The following is a 19,972-nucleotide window of genomic DNA, read 5'->3' as shown; positions in this document are numbered from 1 at the left end:
GCGTGGATCGCGCCCGCCCGGTGCCGCTGGCGGGCCAGCTCAGGTGTTGACCCAACCTTCTGGGTCCTGGCCGCCGCTGGAAACGGTCTGGCGCAGGCTGTCTTTTCCCCGACCGCCCTGGCTTGATGCAACCGGCGCATAGTCATTTGCCCGGAAGCCTTCCACCGAATTGTCATCGGCCCGCACGCGGTAGCCACTGACTTCTCCCGCCGATACCGTCTTTTCACGAGGAGCCTGCGGTTCAGCTGGCGGCGACGACGGCTGGCCCATCACCACGGGCTGGGCGGTGGGCGCGGCTGGCGGCTGAGCCACCGGCGTGACCTGCGGAGGCGCTGGCGGCTGGCCGCCCACGCTGGCGGGGGTTCCCACGTCCGGTGGCGCCGGTGGCGCCGCAGTGCTGGCGCCCGACCCTGCGCCGTCCAGGCCATCGGCGGCGCGGACCACTACATCGGAAAACATCTCGCGCTGCGTCAGCGACCGCTTGGTCACGCCGGGGTCATCGGCCATCGGTACGTTGATCATGATCGCGCCATTGCCAATGGCGTTTTCCCATGGCCCGGTCCAGGCCTGGCCCTTGGTGGTCAGGCTGCCGCGCACCGTGACATTGACGCGGTACTGGTAGTCGGTCTTGAAGTCGGCCTGGCCGGTGTAGATGCGCCAGAAGCGCGGCTCCAGCTGGTCGGACGACAGGAAGCGAAAACGCGTGACCTTGTCGGCCCGGTTCTTGCCGTCGGCGCGCTGGCCCTTGCCGCGCATTTCGACCTCGACGATCTCGGCGGTGGACTGGAGTTCAACGCTCAGCGCAATCGGCCCGACATCCAGTGTGCCCGCCGAGTCGGCGCGGGCTTCCATGATGTTGTCATTCGACAGCGTGCCGTTGGCGCCGGGGTCCAGATCGATCACGTTTTGCTCGACATCGATGTGGAAGAACGGAAACTCGCTCTCGGTCGGGGGCTCGAGCAGGTGGATCTTGCGCTTCATGTAGGTGGCGTCGGGCTCCCACGAGGCGGGCGGATTCGACACCTCGCCCTTGCGCCACTGGATCCACACCGGCCGGAAGGTCAGGTCGGGCGAGTCGCTCTTCTGGAAGGTTGCGGGCTTCCAGCCAATCGTGCCGCCCGAGTCGGGGTAGCCAACCTGCGCCGAGATGAAGGCCACCGGCTCGCCGGCCCAGTTCCGGGCTTTGTCAGGCCAGTTGACCACCGGCTTGACGATGCGGAACAGCTTGCGGCTGAGTTCGCCCAGCACCAGGCGCTGGAAGTACTTGCCCTCGGCCTTGGGATCGTTCTTGATCTCGTTGTAGAAGCCTTCGAGCGAGCTGGAAATGGTGTGCGGCTGGTTGTAGCGGAAGTAGCGCGTCTCTTCATACTTCAGGTCAAGCTGTGTTTCGTCACGCCGGAACTTCAGCGCCAGGCCGGCGTTGTAGCCGAACAGCGAGCCGAACAGGCCGCCTCCCGAGGTGGATGCCTGGGCCGGTTCGACCTGCGGAGGGGGCGGGTCGAAAATCACCTTCTTGGCCTGTTCGGTGAACTGCGTGACGATCAGGTCGATGCGCTGGTTGATCATCTTCTCCATTTCCTGCGCGCCCGGCATGGTGCCGTCGATGTCCACTTCCACCTTGATGTCGCCGTTGACGCGCAGGTTGTTGAACTCGGCCTTGATGTCGGCGGAAAACCACAGGTAGCGGGCATTCATATGGGCCGAGAAATGCTGGAAGATGCGATCCCAGCTGCCGACGATCTTCACGCGCATCAGCTGCGACCACATCGGCATGATCAGGTTTTGCGTCACGAACAGCGGGCTGTAGGTGCCGTGAAAGCCGGCCCAGACGATCTCGCTCGGGATCGGGCCGATGACGCCGCCGTAGGCGTTCTCGCCACCCGTGATGGAGCCCGGGCCGCTGCCCTGGATGCGCCAGGCCCAGGCGTCAAGCTGCGCGCCCCGGAAATTGCGGCCGTGCGGCACCGGCGCCCAGGCCGAGCGTGAGCCGAGCTGCATGAAGTCGCGGCTGCGCGGGCCTTCGGGCGCGCCGGGCTCGCCGCCTCCCGCCCCAGGCGTGGGATTGGCCACCCCGCCGGTGCCGCTGCCGGCATTGGCGCCAATGCCAGGCGTGGCGCCCGACGAATCCGGCGCCAGGCTGGAAATGGCGGTCTGGTTGGAGGTGATAGGCGCAATGCGGATTTGCGGGGCAACGCGCGTGCGCAGTCCCCAGTATTTGTCGTTGCGGCCGCTGAAGCGTTCCAGAATCTGCGTTTCCGCCTGTTTCAGGACGCTGGGCGGAAAACGCGATGTCGTGGTCAGCGACAGCACGCCGCCTGAGGTTTCGCCCTTGTCAATGCCGGCGATGCTTTCGTCGAAAACACCGACGAAGTGAATGTGCCGGAACTTGAAGTCGTTGTTGGCAGCATTGCGCGCCAGCCGGACTTTTTCCGGGATGTAATAGAAAACCGGCGGCTTGCGCTCACGCTGCAAGGCGTCGTTGTTGCGATCCGGCAGGAAAAGCAGCGTATGCCCCTCTCCCGCCTCGTCCTGAATGACAAACTCTTCGAAGCCACCGGCAAAAACCGGCCCTACAGGATCGGACATCTCGTGTTCTCCTCTGGTTGGGTTCAGGGTCTCCAGGTATTGAAGGCCCGGCTATCACGAAGGAAGTGTTCAAGCCTAGGGTTCATTCGCGATGGTCAAATTTATACGCTTGCCTTGCACGGGCCTCAAGCGCCAGCCAGCCCAAAAAGTTACAACAAGTGGGCATACCGAATAAGCTGGTTTGCTGAAACCAGTACTTTCAACAGGACAGGTAATGAGCCAAATTTGTGAATTTTTATATAAAACAACAAAGATGGCTCGACAGCAAAATTATTGCTTCTCGCAAAATTTGTTCAAGCTCGACTTGAAATGCTTGTTGCAATTTGCAGCAAAACAGGGTGTTTTGCGAAAGGCATAACGGCTGAATTCACCCCTGCCAGCAAACTGAAACTGGCAGCAGCAAGCCTTTCGAACCAAATGGTCTTGACCTGGCCCGGCACCTGTGACATGGTGGTCAGGACCTTATCGGTTTCTGAAACTTCAGAACTTTCTTAAAACACAAGCAAATTCAAAATCAAAGAAAGAATCCCTCATGTTCAAACACATCCTTCTTGCGACCGACGGCTCCGTCGCCTCTGAAAATGCCGCCCGAATCGCCGTTGACATGGCCCGCACCCACGGCGCCCGCCTGACGTCGCTTTACGCGGTCGACCCCTATCCCTATCTGGGGATCGGTGAGTCCAATCCGCTGGGTTTCCAGTCGTATATGTCCGCCGCCCATGAACATGCCACCCAGGCACATGCCAAGGTCGCCGAACTGTGCAGCCGTGGCAGCGCGCCGGTGGCCCTGGTCACCCGCATTTCGGAGGACCTGACGGCATCCGAAGGCATCGTGACGATTGCCACGGATGAAGGTGCCGACCTGATCGTCATGGGCTCGCACGGCCGCACCGGCCTGGCGCGGCTGGTGGTCGGCAGCGTGACGGCCAAGGTCCTGGCGACGGCTTCGATCCCCGTGCTGATCACACGCTAGCAAGCCACTCATGAGCGACGACATGCGCGCGCTCCCGCCGCCGCCCCGCAAGCTGTGGGTCCGGGCGCTGCTGATGATCCTGCTGGCGGCGTCGTTCCAGCTGGCGGCCTCGGTCCTGCTGTTTCTTTGCGTGCTGCAACTGGTGCTGACCGCCACCAGCGCGCCCAACCCGAGGCTGCAGCAGCTGGGCCGCAGCCTGGGCCGCTACCTGTTGCAAATCGCCGAGTTTGAAAGCTTTGGCAGCGAAGAACTGCCCTTCCCGTTCAGCCCCTGGCCAGCGGGCAACGGTCAGATCAATCTATAGCCATAGCGCGAAATCTCCCTGGCTGCCCCTCACGGCGCACAAGGCGCCTGACCGTCTTTAGCTACTGTATTCATAGCTACTAACGCATGACACGCCTGCGCCAGAGGCATATTTCATGCTGAAATTTCTGCTTTCTGGTTAAAAACGAATCAGCAATGCGCTTTGACGGCCTGCATGCTGTCCGGGCCACTGTTCGTCTGGCCCTCAAATCAATGCACTGGAAGCGTGCAAAAAACACTGCACCGCACCATATTGGCGCAAATAATTCATTATAAAAACTTATTGAATCAAATAATTTACTCTGATAGAGTGACTGCTACCGGACAGCTTTTTTTGTTCTCGCCAAGCCGGCCTCCTGCCCTTTCACCGTTTCCATTCACTGGAGTCAGACAGCATGAAATTCAAACTCTGCGCCGCGATGCTCACCCTGGCCGCTTCTGCTGCCCTCCCGGCCTTCGCCGCCGACTGGACGGTCGGCGCCAACGTCGGCAACGTGCCTTGGGAATTCCAGGACGCCAGCGGCAAGATCGTCGGCTTTGAAATCGACCTGGTGAACGAAGCCGCACGTCGCGCCGGCAAGAGCGTGCAGATTGAAAACATTCCGTTCAACGGCCTGTTCTCGGCGGTGCAGTCGGGGCGCATCCAGATCGCCGTGTCGTCCATCACCATCACGCCCAAGCGGCTGGAGTCGGTGGCCTTTGCCCAGCCCTACTACGACAGCGACCAGTCGCTGTCGGTGCTCAAAGCCACCAAGATCAACCGCCTGGAAGACATTGCCAGCAAGACCATTGGCGTGGACACGGGCTCCACCGGCGACATGTACGCCACGCAAAATACCGCGAAGTACAAGATTGCCACCATCACCCGCTACGAAGGCCTGGCCCCCGCCATGCTGGACCTGGCGGCAGGCCGCATCGATGGCTACATCAGCGATATTCCGGCGGTCGAGTACTACATCAAGGACAAGCCGCAATACCGCATTGCCGCGCGCATTCCCACTGGCGAGCGCTATTCCTTCATGACGGCGAAGAACTGGCCCGAAGGCGCCCGGCTCAACGACATCCTGACGGAAATGAAAAAAGACGGCTTCGTGTCCAAAACCCACCAGAAATGGTTTGGCACCATGCCGCCGGCTGATTCTTCCACCGTCAAGGTCATGGACATTCCGAAGCTGTAAACCGTCATCGCCACCGGCCGCCCAGGCAGCCGGTGCGCGTCAACCCGCAAGGCATCAACCGCAAGGACGGGCTGCCCTGAGCGGCCTTTTTTAAATCCGGCAACGACGCCCCCCACAGCAGGCCCTTCCGCATGGATTTGATCGACACTTTTTTCAACTGGGGCGTGCTGCGCGGCGCGCTGCCCATGCTGATGCAGGGCCTGGGCATCACCGTCATGCTCGGCGTGGTCAGCATCGTGCTGGGCCTGATCGGTGGGCTGCTGCTGGCGTTGCTCAGGCTGTACGGCCCCTTGCCCGTACGCGGCACCGCCCGCATCTACATCGACGTGTTTCGCTCGATTCCGATCCTGGTGCTGCTGGTGCTGGTGTACTACGCCTTGCCCTTCGTCGGCGTGCGCCTGTCGTCGTTCGCCTCGACCGTGCTGACGCTTTCCCTGGTGTCGGCAGCCTATACCGCCGAGATTTTCCGCTCCGGCATAGAGGCCTTGCCCAAGGGGCAGTTCGAGGCGTCCGAAGCCATGGGGCTGAATTTTCTGGACACGATGCGCGATGTTGTGCTGCCGCAGGCCTTTCGCATCGTGGTGCCGCCGCTGACCAGCAACTGCATCAATGTGCTGAAAGACACCGCGCTGGCATCGGTCGTGGCCATGCCCGATCTGCTCAAGCAGGCCACGCAGGCGCAGGCCCTGGCCGCCAACCCGACGCCGCTGATCGGCGCTGCCGTGCTCTACCTGCTTTTGCTGCTGCCGCTGGTGCGGCTGGTCGGCTATTTTGAAGCGCGCCACCGCGCCGCCACCCGATGACCACAGCCACTTCATTGCAGTCCAAACCCCTGACCACTGCCACGCCGCCGCTGATCCACATCAGCCAGCTGCAAAAGCGCTACGGCGACTTCATTGCGCTGCACGACATCAACCTCGACATTGCCGAGGGCGAGGTGGTCGTTGTCGTCGGCCCGTCGGGTTCGGGCAAGTCCACGCTGATCCGCTGCATCAACTTGCTGGAGGACTACCAGCAGGGCCAGATTTGCGTCGATGGCCAGCCTGTGGTGCGCGGCAAGACCCTGGCGCAGGTGCGGGCCGAGGTCGGCATGGTGTTTCAAAGTTTCAACCTTTTTCCGCACCTGACGGCCTTGCGCAATGTGGCACTCGGGCCACTGCGCGTGCGCAAATTGAGCCGGGCAAAAGCTGACCAGCGGGCCGCCGAACTGCTGGCCAAGGTGGGCCTGGCCGACCACGCACACAAACTGCCGGCGCAACTCTCGGGTGGCCAGCAGCAGCGCGTGGCCATCGCCCGTGCGCTGGCGCTGGAGCCGAAGGTGTTGCTGTTTGACGAGCCGACCTCTGCGCTTGACCCGGAAATGGTCGGCGAAGTGCTCGACGTGATGCAGAACCTGGCGAAGTCCGGCGTGACCATGGTCATCGTCACCCACGAGATGGGCTTTGCCCGCCGCGTGGCCGACCGCGTCATCTTCATGGAAGCCGGCCGCGTCATTGAACAAGGCCCGCCCACAGAATTTTTTACCACCCCCCGGGAAGTGCGCACCAAGGCATTCCTGCAGGCCATCGTCAACCATTGAATCCGGAACTCCCAAAACATGAGCCCAATGCAACCCACACTGAACCTTGACCTGGTGCGCGCCGAATTTCCAGGCCTGGCCAGCGGCTACACCTACCTGGACAATGCCGGCGGCTCGCAGGTGCTGGCCCGCGTCGCCGACCGGGTGCGCGACTACCTGCTGACGAGCAGCGTCCAGCTGGGCGCGAGCTATTCCGAATCGGTCGCGGCCGGCGAGCGCGTGATTGCGGCCCGGCGTTCGGTGGCCCAGCTGATCAACGCTGCGCACGAGGACGAAGTCGTGATGGGGAGCGCTTCCACCAGCCTCATGTTCTTGTTCACGCAGGCGCTGCTGCCGGGCATCCGGCCGGGCGACGAAATCATCGTCACCAACACCGACCACGAGGCCAACATCGGCTGCTGGACACGGCTGGAAAAGGCCGGAGCGGTCATCAGGTTCTGGAATGTCAACCTCGACTCGCTGGCGCTGGACCTGGCAGACCTGCAACAGCTGCTGAATCCGCGTACCCGCTGGGTGGCAATGACGCATGCGTCCAACATCCTGGGCACTGTCAACCCGGTGGCCAAGGTGGCCGAGCTGGTGCACCAGGCCGGGGCGCGGCTTATGGTCGATGCCGTCGCCTATGCGCCGCACCGCCTGGTCGATGTGCAGGCCAGTGGCGCGGACGCCTACGTCTTCAGCTTCTACAAGGTCTTCGGTCCGCACTTCGCTGTGCTCTGGGGCAAACGCGACATGCTCTTGCCGCTGCCCAGCCTGAACCATTACTTCATCGGCCCTGAAGTTCTGCCTTACAAGCTGCAGCCCGGCAACGTCAACTATGAGCTGTCGTATGGCTGCATCGGCATTTCAGATTACCTGTGCGCCATGGGCACGGCGCACGGCGCCACAGGCAGCCAGCGCCAGCTGATGCAGGCGGCGTTCGACCTGTTCGAGCACCACGAGGACCTGCTGGCCGAGCGGCTGCTGTCCTTCCTTCGCAACAAAGCCGGCGTTCGCATCATCGGCCTGCCGGCGCAGACGGCTGGAGAGCGCGTTCCGACCATCAGCTTCGTGGTCAAGGGCCGCCCCTCCGAATCGATCGTGCGTCACCTGGACCGGTTCAACATCGGCATCCGCTTTGGCGACTTTTACGCCAAGCGCCTGATCGAAGCGCTCGGGCTGCAAAGCCAGGGCGGCGTGGTGCGGGTGTCGATGGCGCACTACAACACCGTGCAGGAAATTGACCGGCTGGTCCGCCACCTTGACCAAGCCATCGGCTGAACACCATGAACGCCACCCTGATCCGCAACGGCCGCGTCATCACGGCCACCGACGATTACACCGCCGATGTCCTGATGCAGGACGGCGTGATCCATGCCATCGGCAGAAACATGGTCGTGGGCGAAGGCGTGAAGGTGATTGACGCCAGCGGCCTGTATGTGCTGCCGGGCGGCGTGGACACTCATGTCCATCTGCAAAACATCATCGGCCCGACGGTCACTTGCGACACTTTTGCCAGCGGCACGCGGGCAGCGGCTTTCGGCGGCACCACGACGGTGGTCGACTTTGCGCTGCAGACCGCCGACGACTCGCCGTTAGAGGCGATTGCCCGGGCGCAGCGCCTGGCCGACCCGCAGGTCAACGTGGACTACAGCCTGCACGTCATCGTGACGCGCGTCGATGCCCAAGTGCTGGCCGACGTGCGCCACGCCATGCGGCACGAAGGCGTGACCAGCTTCAAGATGTTCATGGCCTATCCCGGCGTGATGATGGCCGACGACGCGGCGATTTTCCAGATGCTGCGCCAGGTCGGCGCTGACGGCGGCATGGTGGCGTTGCATGCCGAAAACGGCACGGTGATCGACCTGCTGATCAAGGAAGCGCTGGAGGCTGGACACGCCTCGCCGCGCTACCACGCGCTGACACGACCGGCCATCCTGGAAGGCGAAGCCACGCACCGCGGCATCCGGCTGGCCGAACTGGCCGAGGCGCAGATCTACTTTGTCCATGTCTCGTCCAACCAGGCGCTCAAGCACATCGTCACCGCACGCGCCGAAGGCATTCCGGTGTTTGCCGAAACCTGCCCGCATTACCTGCTGTTCGACGACTCGGTCTACAACAGCGACGAATTCGAGATTGCCAAGTACGTCATGACGCCGCCGCTGCGCACCCCGGACGACCACAAGCATTTGTGGCGCGCCCTGCGCTACGACGACCTGCAGGTCATCGCCACCGACCACTGCCCGTTTTGCATGAAGGAAGGCCACCTGGGCTACCAGCGCCAGAAGATGAGCGGCCTGCATGATTTCTCGAAAATTCCCAACGGCGCGCCCGGCATCGAAACCCGGCTGGTCAGCCTGTTCGACATCGGCGTGATGCAGGGCAAGCTGTCTCTCAACCGCTTCGTGCAGCTGACCTCGACCACGCCGGCCAAATTGTTCGGCCTGTTCCCCAAAAAAGGCACGATTGCCGTCGGCAGCGATGCCGACGTGGTGCTGTTCGACCCGGGCGCCACACAGGTGATCCATGCCGAACACCTGCACAGCCAGTGCGACTACACGCTGCTTGAAGGCCGAACGCTGCGCGGCCAGGTGAAGAAAGTGTTCCTGCGCGGCGAGCTGATCGTCGACGGCGAGGAGTGGCTGGGCCGCGAAGGCATGGGCCGCTTCGTACCGCGTGGTACGGTACAGGCGTTTTGAACTTCCCCGGCACAGCCCCGTGACACCAACAGTCCAGTCCAGAACACCTGCACCCGCCAGACCCGAACGCCTCGCCCGGCCTGCCAACCTGGCCGAATTGCGCGAGATGATCGGCCGGGAAAGCGAACGGCTGACGCCGCGCCTGCGCGCCGCCGCTCGTTACGCACTGGACCATCCCAACGAGGTGGCACTCAACCCGGTGGCGACGCTGGCCAGAACCTCCAAGGTGGCGGCTGCGACCTTTATCCGGCTGGCCCAGTTTCTGGGGTGCGAAGGCTACAGCGACCTGCAGCGGCTGTTTCGCGAACCGCTCCAGCACGCCGGACAACCCAGCTTTCCGCAACGCATACGGCATTTCGGCGGCGAGCAGACGCTGGACAATCCGGACGATCCGGCCCAGGTGCTGCAAGCGTTCAGCCAGGCCAACATGGTGTCGCTGGAGCATCTGCGCGCCGACGCTGCCAGCCTGCCGTTGCAAGCCGCCATCGATTTGATCGAGCAGGCCACGCTCGTGCATGTGGTGGGACTGCGGCGGTCGTATGCCGTGGCCGCCTACCTGGCTTACGCACTGAACCGGGTAGGCTGCCCGACCGTGCAGATCAACGGCCTGGGCGGCAGCATCCACGAGCAGGCCTCGATAGCCGGCGCCGGCCAACTTTTGATTGCCGTCAGCTTTCCGCCGTATGCCGGCGACACCCTGCAGGTGTGCCAGCAGCTGAGCCGGCGCGGCGTGAAACGGCTGGCCCTGACAGATTCCATTTTCAGTCCCATTGCACAAGGCGCCGAGTTGGTGCTGGAAGTCAACGACGCCGAATTGCTGGGCTTCCGTTCGCTGTGCGCCGCCATGAGCCTGGCGCAAACGCTGGCCATGGGTGTGGCCTTCAGCAAGCGCAGCAAGCAGCGCATGGGGTCCGCCGAAACGTTTGAAACTGTCCTCGAAGACATCGACTGCTAGCCATGACCCCTGTTCTCCTGAAGCCCGAGCCGCTGACCGCCGCCGCATTTGCGCCGTTTGGCGATGTCATTGAAGCGTGCGACAGCGCACAGCGCCTGCAAATCAACCAGGGCCATGCCGAGCGCTACCACGACCTGGCCTGCGTCGATCTGGCGGGCCATGGCGCCAAGGCACTGATCAGCATCTTTCGCTCGCAACCGCGCCAGTTCCCGCTGTTCCTGAACGTCCTTGAACGTCACCCGCTGGGCAGCCAGGCCTTCATGCCGCTGGCGGCCCTGCCTTATCTGGTGGTGGTGGCGCCCGGCCTGGAAGCGCCTGATCTGCAGGGGCTGCGCTGCTTCATCGCCGCTCCCGGACAGGGCGTCAACTATGCGCGCGGAACCTGGCACCATCCGCTGCTGTCGCTGGACGCGACCACTGATTTCCTGGTGGTCGACCGGGGCGGACCGGGCGTCAACCTGGAAGAATACGCCCTGCCGCCCGAACTTATCCGGATTCTTGCGCCGGCTGATGGCCTATCCAGCTGGTCCTGAAGGCCACGGAAGGCATGGCGCTATGAATTGATCTGTTTTCAGCACAAAAAAGGCACTATCCGCATACCCAGCTTGCATAATCAGCTATCTTTTTTATAGTCCCTTGAGAACAAGAAAGCGGCTATCAGCGCAGCCGCAGCACGGGCGGCTGGCCATCTTCGCTGACTTCCAGCAGCGCGCCGAAAGCCGACAGCATGGCCGGAAAATTCGCGTGGCCATGTTCTTTCGGATCAAAGGTCGAGTCCAGCCGCAGAATCATCTGCCAGACGGCTTGCGGACTGACCCAGGCATCGCCCTGGGCCTGGGCCAGCAGGCGAACCGCCCGTGTCAAGAGCCCGGCGGCGGCATCGTCGGCAAGCAACTCCGCCGATGGCGTTAGCGCGTGTTCAGGTGCCTGCAGGTTGTCCAGCAGGGCTTCGTAGTAATGGAAGGCATGGCAACTCTTGGCCCAGTGGCGATTGGTCGATTTGCGCGTGCCGATGCCGATCAGGGTTCGGCCAGCGGCCTTGACTTTTTGCGACACCGGCATGAAGTCACTGTCGCCACCGACGATGATGACCGTGCCAATATGGCCAAAGCGCGCCATGTCTTCCATCGCGTCCAGGCACAGGCTGATGTCGGCGCCATTCTTGGCCGAGCCGCCAGGCGGAAAAAGCTGGATCAGCTCGACTGCGCATTGCAGCAACGCGTCGCGATAGCGGCTGAAATACTGCCAGTTGCAGTAGGCGCGATTGATGGCAATCGGCCCGAAAGAAGCCGCCAGCTCGACCACCGCCTGGATGTCGATCAGCGGCTCCTGCACCCGAAAGCGGTTGTCCTGCTTGCTGTAGGCGCCTTCCTGGCGGGCTTCGCACAGGCTGGCGTGCAGGTTTTCAAAGTCCCAGTAAAGGGCGACAGAGGCTTGGGGTTCGCTGGCGCGCTGGCGCATGGGGGCTCCTGGCAAAGCCATGATGCTAACGCGCCGCACACTGACACAGGCGCGGCCGTTCCATCGGACTCGCCCGGCGATAACCCCATGGCTTGCTGCCCATGAAAAGACCGCACGGCGGCTGATCGGCGCGCGGCGTATTCTGCTATTTTTTTAACCAAGGAACGCCCCATGCCGCCACGCCTGACCGCGCAAGACTTTGACCAGGAATTGCTGATTCTGTTTGATGCCTACGTCCACGGCAGCCTTGACCGGCGCGGCTTTCTGGGCAAGGCGCAAAAGTTTGCCACGGCGGGGGTGACCGCCGTCGGCCTGCTGGCAGCACTGAGCCCCAATTTTGCGTTGGGCCAACAGGTTCCGCAGGACGATGCACGGCTCAAGAGCGAGCGGACCAGCGTTCCATCGCCCGCCGGCAATGGCAGCATCAACGGCTATCTGGTACGCCCCGCAAGCGCCGACAGGACCAAATTGCCGGCCGTCCTGGTAATCCACGAAAACCGGGGCCTGAACCCGCACATCGAAGACATTGCACGGCGTCTGGCATTGGACGGCTTCATGGCCTTTGCGCCAGATGCACTGACGCCGCTGGGCGGCTATCCGGGCGATGAAGAAAAGGCCCGGACGCTGTTTGCCACGCTGGACCAGTCCAAGGCGATGGAAGATTTTCTGGCTGCCAGCCAGTGGCTCAAGTCACGACCCGACGCCACCGGCCAACTTGGCGCGGTAGGCTTTTGCTACGGCGGTGGTATCGTCCATCAAATGGCAGTTCGCATGCCGGATCTGGGTGCAGCCGTGCCGTTTTACGGCAACACGCCCGCGCCGCCGGCAGCAGCCCAGGTCAAGGCGCCGCTGCTGGTTCACCTGGCGGCCGTTGACGAGCGCATCAATGCCGCCTGGCCGGCGTATGAAACCGCGCTCAACGCAGCGGGTGCTCAATACACGGCGCACCAATACGCCGGGACGCAGCACGGTTTCAACAACGACACCACGCCGCGTTACGACGCTGCGGCGGCACGGCTGTCGTGGGACAGGACCGTGGCCTTCTTCAAAACCAACCTGAAGAATGGATGAGCGGTATCTGGACCAGGCGTTGGGATTCACGAAACGAGACCCGGGAATCTTGATAAAACAGCATTTCTATGTCTGCGCTGCAACCATTGCCATAGTGGGTTTGTCGGCTTGCGGCGCCAGTCCGCACAACACGTCGCATGCCCAACAGGCCACCACCGCGCCCCTGCCCGCCCGACTGGTGATCGGCCACCGGGGCGCCAGCGCATTTCGTCCCGAACACACGCTCGAAGCGTATGCCCGGGCGATCGACGATGGCGCCGATGCGATCGAACCTGATCTGGTGAGCACGCAGGACGGCGTCCTGGTGGCGCGACATGAGAACGAGATTTCCGGCACCACCAACGTCGCCGAAAAACCGGAATTTGCTGCGCGGCGTGCGACGAAGCTGATTGACAACGTCAGCACCACCGGCTGGTTCACCGAAGACTTCACACTGGCCGAACTGCAGACGCTGCGTGCCCGAGAGCGCATTCCACTGAACCGTCCGGCCAGCATGGCCTACAACGACCAGTTTGCGGTGCCGACGCTGCAAGCCGTCATGGATCTGGCCCAAGCCAAAACACTGAAAACCGGCCGGACGATTGCCATTTACCCCGAGATCAAGCATCCGGGCTATTTCAGGTCGATCGGCCTGCCGCTGGAAAAGCGGCTGGTCGATGCGCTGCATGCCAATGGCTACCGGGGCCGCTTGGCGCCGGTGTTCATCCAGTCATTTGAAGTGGCCAGCCTGAAAGAAATACGCACGCTGACCGACCTGCGCAGCGTGCAACTTCTGGCGGGACGCGGCAGGCCTGAGGACTTCAGGCTGGCAGGCGATGCGCGCACCTTTGCCGACATCGGCACCGCCTCCGGCCTGCGCGAGGTCGCCAGCTATGCCAGCGGCATCGGACCCGAGAAAAGTATGGTGATTCCCCGCGACGCAAAAAACCGCCTGGGCAAGCCGACATCGCTGGTGGCGGATGCGCATGCAGCGGGCCTGTTCGTGCACCCTTACACATTTCGCCCCGAAAACCCCTTCCTGCCAGCCGAACTGCAACTAGGCGATGCGGCGTCGCCAAGCCAGCATGGCAAGCTGGCTGACGAAATCAGTACCTTTTTGCGGGCCGGCGTTGATGGTTTCTTCACCGACGACCCGGCCACCGGTCGCGCAGCGCTTGATGCCTTCAACAGCCGCTGAACGCCTGGCCTTGCATCCGGTTCAGGCGGCGGGCTTGGCCTGGTAGGCCTTGCGGTCAGCCAGCACTTTCTTGGCTGATGGCCGTTCACTGACCAGGCGGATGTAGGGCTTGTAGTCAATACCAGCCGCCAGCAGCAAATCCTCGCCCAACACCGCCCGGGTGGCCATGCCGACCAGGGGCAGGCTGGCAAAAGCAGAACAGTCGGCCTGGGTGAACAGCTCGCCCGCCACATAAGGCGAAAATTTTGCCAGTTGCTTGAAGGCAGAAATGTTTTTTTCAAGCTGCTTGCGAACCCGCACCTGCGTTGATTCACTGACCGTTCCGCCAAAAAAAGCCTGGCCGTAAAGTTCCCGCGCGACGAGTTCCAGGTGCAGTTCGATATAGGTGATGAGTTCGCGCACCTTGGCGGCAGCAAACGGGTCGGCCGGCAGCAGCGCCGGTTCGGGATAAGCCGATTCGATGAACTCCATGATCGCCTGGCTTTCGCACAGGCCGCCCTCGGGCGTGCGCAAAAAGGGCACCTTGCCCAGCGGCGAAGCCTGCAGCGCCGCAGCGTCGGTTATGGGCAGCGTCACCACCTCTTCGTTAAAAGGCACGTCTTTTTCAAGCAGCGCCAGCTTGACCTTGTTGTAATAGTTTGAAACCGGAAAGCCGCAAAGGGTTAGCATGAAATGGATGTCTCCTCAAGTTGGGACTGCCAGTTTAGGTGGAGTCTGGCCAAAAGCCGGCAACGGCTGCGACAACGGCGCGGGTGCAGGGTCATTCACCACCGCGATTTCAGCGATACGGCCTGGCCAGAACTCTTGATTTGTTGTGATTCGCAGGGCAGGAAAACCCAGCGTCCGATGCTCCGTTCTTTCAACTTCCTGATAATCAGCGTCACAGTCCAGGCCGGCTTGGTCCCCTTTCCATCATTCATCAGGAGTCACCCGTTTGCGAACACCCTTGTTTATGGCCGTCATCCTTGGCAGCTTTTTTTCAGCCCATGCAGCCAAGCCGCTAACGCCTGCGGTTGCATCGCATCCCCTCATTGCAAGCTGGTCCTGGACCTTGCCAGGCAAGTCATGCACCGAGCAACTCCACTACCGTGCCAATGGCACGCGCCAGGGCAGCAGCGGCGAAGAAACGACGAAAAGCCGCTACGAAGTCACGCGCATTCCCAGCCTGCTGGGCTTTTACCGCTTGAGCGAAACCGTGACCGACAGCAACGGCAAAAGGGATTGTTCGGGCGACCTGCATGAGGCGCCTGGCGAGCCGCTGACGCGATACATTCAGTTCAGCCCGAAAAAAGACCAGTTCATCGTTTGTCGCGAAGAGTCGCTGGAGGCTTGTTTTGGTCCCTTCAAGCGCCTGCCAGGCTAGGCTGTCCGGATTGAGACGGCCCCGCATAAAAGTCTTGTCCTACAGGCAAATCATGCCTGCGGTGCTACAAGGATTTTTAAAGCAATACATGAATATTTGGCTACCCTGCAAACAGCAAGAAGGCGAATTTCAGACAGCGCCTGGCTGCAAGCAACTGCCTACAAGCAACCTAAGGGAAGTCCCCCTCAATGCCCATAACGCAAGCAGGTAAAGATATGATCGGGCGTTTTTGCCCAGAAACCACTGGGCACATGGACTGGTTTGTGCAACGCACGACATGACAAATCCAGCCTCATCCTGAAGCAGTCTTTACTTTATGTACCAAACATCCCCTGCAGCTTCCCTGCCCATGCGTTACCTGGGCCTGTCCTATGCCCAGCGCATGACCGAAGCCTCAAGATGGAAGCGGTATGCACTGGCAATACTTTTCTTCCTCGTTGCATTTGCTGCACGCTTTGAGTTGATTGATGTTTTGCCTGCCAAAGGTTTTCCTTTCCTGACCTTTTTTCCGGCGGTGCTGCTGGCGACTTACCTGGCAGGTCTCGGCCCCGGGCTGCTCGCATCTGGACTGAGCTTTCTGGCGGCCTGGCTCTTTTTCATCCAGCCGGATCGGTTAGTCCCCCTGACCGGTGCCGACATGGTCGCCTTGACTTTTTTCTCGGCTATCTTGCTCATTGACTGCCTGGTGATTAATGTCATGAAGTCTGCACTGGTTCGTGTAAACCGCACCGAGCAGCAGTTGCGCGAATCCAGCCAGAGGCTGCGACTGATGCTGGACAACCTGTATGTCTATGTCGGCATTCTCGACCTTGACGGCACGCTGCAGGAGGTGAATGAGGAATTTCTGCTGGCGGCCAATGTGCGCAGGGTTGACGTAATGGGCCGTCCACTGTGGGAAGCCTCGTGGTGGGCCAGCGATGCAGGAAAGCAACAGCTGCGCGCCGCCATCGGACGTGCATCGGCCGGAGAAACCGTGCGTTTCGACATCGAATTGGCGCGTTCCGGAAACACCTTCACGATTGATTTCCAGGTCGGCCCGCTGCGCGAGAGCAACGGGCAGATCACGACCCTGGTGGCCAGCGGGGTGGATGTGACGGCCCGGGTGCTGGCCATGGCCGCGCTCCACGCGAGCCGCAAAGAGGCCATTAGCGCGGCCGAAGCGGAACAAGCCGAGCGCCGTGTGCTCAATGCCACCTTCAACGCGGTGCCCGCGGGCATTATCGTGGCCAACGCGGAAGGCAAGCTGCTGCGGATGAACAAGGCCACCGAAGATATCTGGGGCATGGCGCCATTCTCGGAAAATGTCAGTAACTACGGTGAGTGGAGGGGCTGGTGGGCTGATGGGTCGGCGCGGCACGGACAGCGGATACTGGCGCATGAATGGGGGCTGGCGCGCTCGTTGCAGGGGGAAACCTGCCATGAAATCATCGAGATTGAGCCCTTTGGCCAGCCGAACGAGCGGCGGTTCACCGTGCTGTCGTCAGCGCCGGTTCTCGGCGCTGACGGTCAGGTAGTCGGCGGCGTCGTGGCGCAGGTAGACATCACGGACCGCATCCGTGCCGAGAAGGCGCTTCGCGAGCGCCAACAGTTGCTGCAAAGCACCATGGACAACTTTCCCACCGTGATTGCGTACAAGGACATTGACGGCCGTTTCCTAGACGTGAACCACAAGGTGGAAAAAGTCCTCGGAATGAGCCGGCAGGCCATCTGCGGACTGACGATGTATGACCTGGTGCCATCAGCCTATGCCGATGAGTCGCGCCAGCAAGAGCTGAAAGTGATGCAGACCCTGCAGGCCATCCAGACCGAACGGATAACACCACTTGACAGCGGCACGTTGTACTACCTTGACACCAGTTTTCCCCTGATCGACATTGACGGACGTGTCTACGGCACCGGCCATATCTCGCATGACATCACAGCCATCCGGCTTGCCGAACAGGCGCTGAACGCCGCCAACGAAAAACTGCGCGAAGCCGATCGTCAAAAAGACGAGTTTCTGGCGACCCTGGCGCATGAGCTGCGCAATCCGCTGGCGCCCATCCGCACCGCCGTCGAGGTGATACGGCTTCGCAATCCGGCAGACCTGGCGGTGCAGCGGGCGCGCACCGTCATTGAGCGCCAGGTGCTGCATCTCACGCGACTGGTGGACGACCTGCTCGACGTTGCCCGCATCACGCGCGGCACGGTTCATCTGCAGCTCGAAACGCTGAACCTGCGTGCGGTGGTGCAAAGCGCCATCGATTCAGTGCAATCCACGCTTGATGCCGCCGGACTGACGCTTACCTACCCGACCGACCAGCAGCCGATCACCATTCGCGGCGATGCGACACGGCTGGTCCAGTGCGTCGTCAACCTGCTGACCAATGCCATCAAGTTCACACCGTCTGGCGGCTGCATCTGTGTTCGGGTTGCCCAGGAAGGCGGCACGGCCGCCATCGAGGTCAGCGACAACGGCAGCGGCCTGCCCGCAGGAAGTCTGGAAAGAATCTTTGAATTGTTCATTCAGGACCGGCCCAGCGGCCTGCATGGCAACACCGGTCTTGGCATCGGCCTGGCATTGACGCGCAAGCTGCTGCTGCTGCATGGCGGCAGCGTGCAAGCCACCAGCGCTGGACCCGGTCAGGGAAGCACCTTCCGCATCGAATTACCCGCTGGTGGCACGTCCGAAAGCGTGCCGGCGCCGTCAGCCGAACTGCCGTTTGTTGACGGTGCCGGCGCACGCGTGCTGGTGGTGGAAGACAACCGCGACGCGGCTGACCTGCTGGCCGAAATGATGGACATGATGGGCTTTCGGGTCAGCGTGGCCTACACCGGGGAGTCGGCACTGGCCGCCATGACCAAAGACATGCCCGACGCTGTGCTGATGGACATTGGATTGCCGGACATCAACGGCTACGAGGTCTGCCGCCGCATGCGCCGCATTGCGGTCGCACGGCAGCCAGTGGCGATCGCCCTGACCGGATGGGGCAACGACACCGACCGTGACCAGGCCACCGAGGCGGGGTTCAACGGACACCTGACCAAGCCCGCCGAACCTGACCAGATCGTCGCCCTGCTGCACGAACTGATTGCCGCAGCGGGCGGCCCTGTAGCACCCTGAAAAACCGTTGAGATCAATCAGCGTTGGACTGGCTTGATTTGCTGCCAACCACTGGCACTTTTTCACGCGCGTCAATCAGCGATGCCAGCATGCCGGGCTCGAAATGCTGCTCGACATAGTCGGCCAGCCCGTCAAACACCGACTCCAGCGTTGGGGTGGCGGCGCCAAACAGCGCTTGCAGCACACGCGGGTCTTCGAACATCCCGTGCACGTAGAGGCCCAGCACATTGCCGGCAGCGTTTTGCCAGGCCAGCCCGTCGCGCATGACCGGATACGCAATGTCGCCCGCAGCCGCCATCGCTGTGTGCGGCGCAGTCTGGCCGTGGTGGATTTCATAGCCCTGCACGTCAACCCCTGACAAAGCCCTCCATACCCCGCGCACTGGCTCGAATCTGGCCTGACGGTGCTGCACGGTCTTGGTTTCGTCAAACAGCGTGACCACTGGCAGCAATCCCAGGCCGGGGCCATTGCCGTCGATGCCGTGCGGGTCGATCAGCGCTTCGCCCAGCATTTGCAGGCCGCCGCAAATGCCCAGCACCGCGCCGCCACGGTGGGCATGTGCAGCAATCGCCTGGTCCAGCCCCTGCGCGCGCAGCCAGGCCAGGTCGGCGCTGGTGGCTTTGGAGCCGGGCAGTATGACCCAGTCGGCCGCGTCCAGACCGGCCAGCCCGGACGGGCTGCGCACCCATTTCAGGCGCACGCCGGGAACGTTTTTCAGCGGCTGGAATTCATCCAGGTTGCTGATGCGCGGATAGGCGATCACCGCCACGGTCCTGGTGACCATGCCGGCGGCTGTGCTTCGGTCGTCAAACACGCCGTCTTCTTCAGGCAAGCCGTGCTGCCACCACATCGGCAACGTGGCGACGGTGGGCACGCCGGTCAGATCCTGCAGCATCTGCGGGCCGGGCGCCAGCAGGCTGGCGTCGCCCCGGAACTTGTTCAGCACAAAACCCTTGATCAGCTTTTTTTCGGCGTCATCGAGCATCGCCCACGTGCCGTACAAATGGGCAAAAGCGCCGCCCCGGTCGATGTCGGTGACCAGCAGGCAAGCGGCGTTGGCGTGCAAGGCCACGCGCATGTTGACGATGTCGCAAGACTTGAGATTGATCTCGGCCGGCGAGCCCGCGCCCTCAATCACCACCACGTCGTTTTCCGCCCGCAACGCATCCAGCGCCTGCGCCACCACCGGCCAGACCGACAGGCTGCGGCCGCGCCATTCCATGCGCGAGAGTTCCGGGCTGACCTGGCCCATGAGCACGACCTGGCTTTGCGTGTCTTTTTCGGGCTTGAGCAGCAATGGGTTCATGCGTACTTCGGGCGTGGCGCGGGCCGCCAACGCCTGAAAATACTGCGCGCTGCCGATCTCGCCACCCGCCACCACGCGTGCGTTGTTGCTCATGTTTTGCGCCTTGTAGGGCGCGACCTTCAGCCCCTGGCGCGCGTAATAACGGCACAGCGCGGTGGTCAGCCAGCTCTTGCCGGCGCCGCTGGTGGTGCCCAGCACCATGACGCAGCGGGCCAAAGGCGATTTATCGGGAATCATGC

At 62.2% G+C, this 19,972-nt stretch carries 17 protein-coding genes; 13 read left to right on the top strand and 4 right to left on the bottom strand.

What is annotated here, in order from left to right:
* Nucleotides 1-39: 39 nt before the first annotated feature.
* Nucleotides 40-2,586, bottom strand: coding sequence for a hypothetical protein (locus H4V98_RS11260; protein ID WP_196863169.1), 2,547 nt, complete (start codon nucleotides 2,584-2,586; stop codon nucleotides 40-42).
* Between the two features lie 532 nt (nucleotides 2,587-3,118).
* Here H4V98_RS11260 and H4V98_RS11255 point away from each other — a divergent pair.
* The 9 genes from H4V98_RS11255 (at nucleotide 3,119) to H4V98_RS11215 (ending at nucleotide 10,785) form a co-directional block, all read left to right on the top strand.
* The gene (locus H4V98_RS11255; RefSeq protein WP_196863170.1) at nucleotides 3,119-3,559 is read left to right on the top strand and encodes a universal stress protein; all 441 of its coding nucleotides are present in this window, start codon (nucleotides 3,119-3,121) and stop codon (nucleotides 3,557-3,559) included.
* A gap of 10 nt (nucleotides 3,560-3,569) precedes the next feature.
* Nucleotides 3,570-3,863 carry a DUF4389 domain-containing protein gene (locus tag H4V98_RS11250; RefSeq protein ID WP_196863171.1) on the top strand — a complete coding sequence of 98 codons (294 nt, stop codon included), beginning with the start codon at nucleotides 3,570-3,572 and terminating at the stop codon, nucleotides 3,861-3,863.
* A 394-nt stretch (nucleotides 3,864-4,257) separates the two neighbouring features.
* On the top strand, nucleotides 4,258-5,040 hold the full coding sequence (locus tag H4V98_RS11245; protein WP_196863172.1) for a transporter substrate-binding domain-containing protein: 783 nt from the start codon (nucleotides 4,258-4,260) through the stop codon (nucleotides 5,038-5,040).
* A 131-nt stretch (nucleotides 5,041-5,171) separates the two neighbouring features.
* On the top strand, nucleotides 5,172-5,843 hold the full coding sequence (locus tag H4V98_RS11240) for an amino acid ABC transporter permease (RefSeq protein WP_196863173.1): 672 nt from the start codon (nucleotides 5,172-5,174) through the stop codon (nucleotides 5,841-5,843).
* On the top strand, nucleotides 5,840-6,619 hold the full coding sequence (locus H4V98_RS11235) for an amino acid ABC transporter ATP-binding protein (RefSeq protein WP_196863174.1): 780 nt from the start codon (nucleotides 5,840-5,842) through the stop codon (nucleotides 6,617-6,619). The genes H4V98_RS11240 and H4V98_RS11235 overlap by 4 nt, the downstream gene beginning before the upstream one ends.
* Before the next feature lie 18 nt (nucleotides 6,620-6,637).
* Nucleotides 6,638-7,879, top strand: a complete 1,242-nt coding sequence (locus H4V98_RS11230; RefSeq protein WP_196868284.1) for a cysteine desulfurase-like protein — start codon at nucleotides 6,638-6,640, stop codon at nucleotides 7,877-7,879.
* A gap of 5 nt (nucleotides 7,880-7,884) precedes the next feature.
* On the top strand, nucleotides 7,885-9,297 hold the full coding sequence (gene hydA, locus H4V98_RS11225) for a dihydropyrimidinase (RefSeq protein ID WP_196863176.1): 1,413 nt from the start codon (nucleotides 7,885-7,887) through the stop codon (nucleotides 9,295-9,297).
* A 19-nt stretch (nucleotides 9,298-9,316) separates the two neighbouring features.
* Nucleotides 9,317-10,252, top strand: coding sequence for a MurR/RpiR family transcriptional regulator (locus H4V98_RS11220; RefSeq protein WP_196863177.1), 936 nt, complete (start codon nucleotides 9,317-9,319; stop codon nucleotides 10,250-10,252).
* 2 nt (nucleotides 10,253-10,254) lie between these two features.
* Nucleotides 10,255-10,785: an ureidoglycolate lyase gene (locus H4V98_RS11215; RefSeq protein ID WP_196863178.1), complete on the top strand. Its 531-nt coding sequence runs from the start codon at nucleotides 10,255-10,257 to the stop codon at nucleotides 10,783-10,785.
* 124 nt (nucleotides 10,786-10,909) lie between these two features.
* Here H4V98_RS11215 and H4V98_RS11210 read toward each other — a convergent pair whose 3' ends face one another.
* Nucleotides 10,910-11,713 carry an NYN domain-containing protein gene (locus H4V98_RS11210; protein ID WP_280757506.1) on the bottom strand — a complete coding sequence of 268 codons (804 nt, stop codon included), beginning with the start codon at nucleotides 11,711-11,713 and terminating at the stop codon, nucleotides 10,910-10,912.
* Nucleotides 11,714-11,884: 171 nt separating this feature from the next.
* On the opposite strand from H4V98_RS11210, the gene H4V98_RS11205 reads away from it, so the two are divergent.
* Together H4V98_RS11205 and H4V98_RS11200 are read left to right on the top strand one after the other, a co-directional pair.
* Nucleotides 11,885-12,784 (top strand): dienelactone hydrolase family protein, encoded by a 900-nt coding sequence (locus tag H4V98_RS11205; protein ID WP_196863294.1) that lies wholly within the window; start codon nucleotides 11,885-11,887, stop codon nucleotides 12,782-12,784.
* Nucleotides 12,777-13,961 carry a glycerophosphodiester phosphodiesterase gene (locus tag H4V98_RS11200; RefSeq protein ID WP_196863180.1) on the top strand — a complete coding sequence of 395 codons (1,185 nt, stop codon included), beginning with the start codon at nucleotides 12,777-12,779 and terminating at the stop codon, nucleotides 13,959-13,961. The genes H4V98_RS11205 and H4V98_RS11200 overlap by 8 nt, the downstream gene beginning before the upstream one ends.
* A gap of 21 nt (nucleotides 13,962-13,982) precedes the next feature.
* On the opposite strand, the gene H4V98_RS11195 is transcribed toward H4V98_RS11200, so the two are convergent.
* Complete coding sequence (locus tag H4V98_RS11195) at nucleotides 13,983-14,630, bottom strand: glutathione S-transferase (RefSeq protein ID WP_196863181.1); 648 nt, start codon at nucleotides 14,628-14,630, stop codon at nucleotides 13,983-13,985.
* 283 nt (nucleotides 14,631-14,913) lie between these two features.
* Here H4V98_RS11195 and H4V98_RS11190 point away from each other — a divergent pair, with 283 nt between their 5' ends.
* Together H4V98_RS11190 and H4V98_RS11185 are read left to right on the top strand one after the other, a co-directional pair.
* A complete protein-coding gene (locus H4V98_RS11190) occupies nucleotides 14,914-15,324 on the top strand; it encodes a hypothetical protein (protein ID WP_196863182.1) in 411 nt (136 codons plus the stop codon).
* 316 nt (nucleotides 15,325-15,640) lie between these two features.
* Complete coding sequence (locus H4V98_RS11185) at nucleotides 15,641-18,427, top strand: PAS domain-containing protein (protein WP_196863183.1); 2,787 nt, start codon at nucleotides 15,641-15,643, stop codon at nucleotides 18,425-18,427.
* Nucleotides 18,428-18,440: 13 nt separating this feature from the next.
* Here H4V98_RS11185 and H4V98_RS11180 read toward each other — a convergent pair whose 3' ends face one another.
* Nucleotides 18,441-19,970 carry a cobyric acid synthase gene (locus H4V98_RS11180; protein WP_196863184.1) on the bottom strand — a complete coding sequence of 510 codons (1,530 nt, stop codon included), beginning with the start codon at nucleotides 19,968-19,970 and terminating at the stop codon, nucleotides 18,441-18,443.
* Between the last annotated feature and the right edge of the window lie 2 nt (nucleotides 19,971-19,972).

It is taken from the genome of Polaromonas sp. CG_23.6 (assembly GCF_029892315.1).
Lineage (GTDB): Bacteria > Pseudomonadota > Gammaproteobacteria > Burkholderiales > Burkholderiaceae_C > Polaromonas.
This window is presented reverse-complemented; position numbering and strand designations above follow the sequence as displayed.

Excerpts from the sequence above, each read along its gene's own strand:
- H4V98_RS11190 (WP_196863182.1), top strand. The coding sequence starts at position 14,914 with ATGGCCGTCATCCTTGGCAGCTTTTTTTCAGCCCATGCAGCCAAGCCG.
- H4V98_RS11250 (WP_196863171.1), top strand. The coding sequence starts at position 3,570 with ATGAGCGACGACATGCGCGCGCTCCCGCCGCCGCCCCGCAAGCTGTGG.
- H4V98_RS11255 (WP_196863170.1), top strand. The coding sequence starts at position 3,119 with ATGTTCAAACACATCCTTCTTGCGACCGACGGCTCCGTCGCCTCTGAA.
- H4V98_RS11185 (WP_196863183.1), top strand. The coding sequence starts at position 15,641 with ATGTACCAAACATCCCCTGCAGCTTCCCTGCCCATGCGTTACCTGGGC.
- H4V98_RS11245 (WP_196863172.1), top strand. The coding sequence starts at position 4,258 with ATGAAATTCAAACTCTGCGCCGCGATGCTCACCCTGGCCGCTTCTGCT.
- H4V98_RS11200 (WP_196863180.1), top strand. The coding sequence starts at position 12,777 with ATGGATGAGCGGTATCTGGACCAGGCGTTGGGATTCACGAAACGAGAC.
- H4V98_RS11205 (WP_196863294.1), top strand. The coding sequence starts at position 11,885 with ATGCCGCCACGCCTGACCGCGCAAGACTTTGACCAGGAATTGCTGATT.
- H4V98_RS11210 (WP_280757506.1), bottom strand. The coding sequence starts at position 11,713 with ATGCGCCAGCGCGCCAGCGAACCCCAAGCCTCTGTCGCCCTTTACTGG.
- H4V98_RS11195 (WP_196863181.1), bottom strand. The coding sequence starts at position 14,630 with ATGCTAACCCTTTGCGGCTTTCCGGTTTCAAACTATTACAACAAGGTC.
- H4V98_RS11260 (WP_196863169.1), bottom strand. The coding sequence starts at position 2,586 with ATGTCCGATCCTGTAGGGCCGGTTTTTGCCGGTGGCTTCGAAGAGTTT.
- hydA (WP_196863176.1), top strand. The coding sequence starts at position 7,885 with ATGAACGCCACCCTGATCCGCAACGGCCGCGTCATCACGGCCACCGAC.
- H4V98_RS11180 (WP_196863184.1), bottom strand. The coding sequence starts at position 19,970 with ATGATTCCCGATAAATCGCCTTTGGCCCGCTGCGTCATGGTGCTGGGC.
- H4V98_RS11235 (WP_196863174.1), top strand. The coding sequence starts at position 5,840 with ATGACCACAGCCACTTCATTGCAGTCCAAACCCCTGACCACTGCCACG.
- H4V98_RS11215 (WP_196863178.1), top strand. The coding sequence starts at position 10,255 with ATGACCCCTGTTCTCCTGAAGCCCGAGCCGCTGACCGCCGCCGCATTT.
- H4V98_RS11230 (WP_196868284.1), top strand. The coding sequence starts at position 6,638 with ATGAGCCCAATGCAACCCACACTGAACCTTGACCTGGTGCGCGCCGAA.
- H4V98_RS11240 (WP_196863173.1), top strand. The coding sequence starts at position 5,172 with ATGGATTTGATCGACACTTTTTTCAACTGGGGCGTGCTGCGCGGCGCG.